The organism is Rhodococcus sp. (in: high G+C Gram-positive bacteria), assembly GCF_049286785.1.
Taxonomy (GTDB): domain Bacteria; phylum Actinomycetota; class Actinomycetes; order Mycobacteriales; family Mycobacteriaceae; genus Rhodococcus_F.
Map to the genome: position 1 here is coordinate 1 of NZ_JBAQEO010000613.1, position 2,276 is coordinate 2,276.

3 protein-coding genes are annotated in these 2,276 nt (G+C 64.8%); all 3 read left to right on the top strand.

The window, feature by feature from the left end; all coding sequences use genetic code 11:
- The coding region (locus tag WAW17_RS22350; RefSeq protein WP_422335099.1) for a phosphate/phosphite/phosphonate ABC transporter substrate-binding protein at positions 1-683 on the top strand (683 nt) is incomplete at its 5' end.
- Positions 680-1,468: a phosphonate ABC transporter ATP-binding protein gene (gene phnC, locus WAW17_RS22355; protein ID WP_422335100.1), complete on the top strand. Its 789-nt coding sequence runs from the start codon at positions 680-682 to the stop codon at positions 1,466-1,468. The genes WAW17_RS22350 and phnC, both read left to right, overlap by 4 nt.
- A gap of 2 nt (positions 1,469-1,470) precedes the next feature.
- A partial coding sequence (gene phnE, locus WAW17_RS22360) for a phosphonate ABC transporter, permease protein PhnE (RefSeq protein ID WP_422335101.1) occupies positions 1,471-2,276 on the top strand: 806 nt, incomplete at its 3' end.

A 2,276-nucleotide genomic window follows, 5' to 3' on the forward strand; every position in this document is an offset into this window, starting at 1 on the left:
AGTCCGTCGAAGTCAAACCGACCAGCGACTATCTGTCGATCGTCGAGGCGATGCGCTCCGGCCTGATCGACGTCGCGGCGTTCAGTCCATTCCCGACCCCACTCGCGGAGGCAGTCGCCGGAGTAAAGCCGCTTGTCGTGGCCAAAGGGGCCGCGTACAGCTCGGTTTTCGTGTGCCGCACGGACGCCGGAGTCGATTCGATCGAGGATCTGCGCGGAAAGAAGATCGCCTTCGTCGACGCCGGGTCGACGAGTGGTAACTACATTCCCAAGCTGCTGCTGAAGCGTGCCGGCATCGATCCGGAGACCGATGTCCAGGGAACGTATGCGGGCGGGCACGATACCGCGGAACTCGCGGTGAAGCAGGGTTCGGTCGACTGCGCGGCCGACGCGCGGTCCTCGTACGAGTCGATGGTCTCCAAGGGGGTGATCGACGGCTCGTTCCAGCGCATAGTCGCCGAATCCGACCCGATCCCCGTCTCGCTGGTCATCATTGCGCGTAAGGATCTCGACCCGTCGATCCAAGAGAACATCGTCGACGCCTTCGTCAACGGCGACAATGCAGCTGCGCTCGCGGTCGTCAAGGCGAAGAGCTTCGAGGAGGCGCAGGAGAGCGACTTCCAGATCTTCCGTGATGCCGCCAACGAACTCGGTGTGAATCTCGAAGAACTGTCCCGCAAATGACGGACGACGAGAGAGCAGTTCCGCGGTTGGAGGCGGACTCGGTGAGTTACCGATACCCGGACGGAACCGCGGCGCTACATGATGTGTCACTTCAGGTGGAACCCGGGGAGATCGTGGCTGTTCTCGGCCGGAGCGGTGCGGGGAAGTCGACCTTGATGCGATGCCTGGCAGGTCTGGAGACGCCGACGAACGGTCGAATTCTGCACGACGGCCAGGACCGCAGCGGATTACGGGGGCGCAGCAAACGCCGGGCGCACGCGCGGGTAGGAGTGATCTTCCAGGAGTTTCAGCTGGTGGAGCGGGCCACCGTGCTGTCCAACGCCCTGATCGGACGCCTCGCCTACCAGCCCACGGTGCCGAGCCTGCTGCACTTTGTTCGACGAAGCGACCGCGAGATCGCGGTAGGGAGCGTCCGCAGCCTCGGACTCACCGATCAGTTGCGTAAACGCGCCGACGCACTGTCGGGTGGACAGCGCCAGCGGGTGGCGATTGCACGGGCTCTCGCGCAACAGCCGGACATGCTCCTGGCCGATGAGCCGGTGGCGAATCTCGATCCCGTCCTCGCCCGCGGCGTCGTCGACGACATCGTGCGGCTGGCGCGCGTCGACGGACTCACCGCCGTCCTGAACCTGCACGACGTCGAGTTGGCCCGGGTCGTGGCTGATCGGCTCATCGGGCTACGCGCGGGGCGCCTGGTCTTCGACCGTCCGACCGATTCGGTGTCGGCGGTCGACCTCGACCTGCTCTATGCGGATCCGAATCGTCCTCTCGCCGAGGTGCATTGACCATGACGCTCGATACCGAACCCGCAGGCACATCCGCTGAGCGTGCGCCCGACCTGGCGGCACTGCGCCGTCCCTCATTGCAGACAGGCATCGGCACACTCGCCGTCGTGCTCGTGATCTTGTGGTCGGCGCGGGCCACCGAGTTCTCCCTGGAGGCGTTGCTCGACGGGATTCCCAACATCGTCGACGTCGTCAGTCGAATGTTTCCGCCCAAACTCGACATCCTGCCGAAGGCGATCGAGTTGATGGGGGAAACCCTGGCTATCGCGGTGATCGGCACCGTGGTCGGGGTCCTCATTGCGATCCCGTGGGGACTGCTGGCTGCCCGCTCGGTGTTCCACCAGGCGTGGCTGCATCACGCCGCCCGCACCTCCATCAACCTCACCCGCGCCATCCCCGAGTTGATGTGGGCACTGCTGTTCGTCTCCGCTGTCGGACTCGGCCCCCTCGCAGGGACCCTGGCCATCATCATCGGTTCCGCAGCCGGTATGGCGCGCTTGTTCGCCGACATCTTCGAGACGACGGACATGCGTGCATGGGAAGCCGCCGCGGCTTCCGGCGCCAGTCGGTCCCAGCGAATCAGCTGGGTGCTTCTGCCGCAGAGCACACCGACCCTTGCCAGCTACACGCTCCTGATGCTGGACGGAAATGTCCGTGCTGCTTCGCTTCTCGGGATCGTCGGCGCCGGCGGTATCGGCATGGAACTGACCCAGCAACTCCGCCTCTTCGAATACGGAAACGTTCTCACGATCGTCCTTGTCGTTCTGGTCGTCGTGGTAACCCTCGACCGCGGCGCCGCATATCTGCG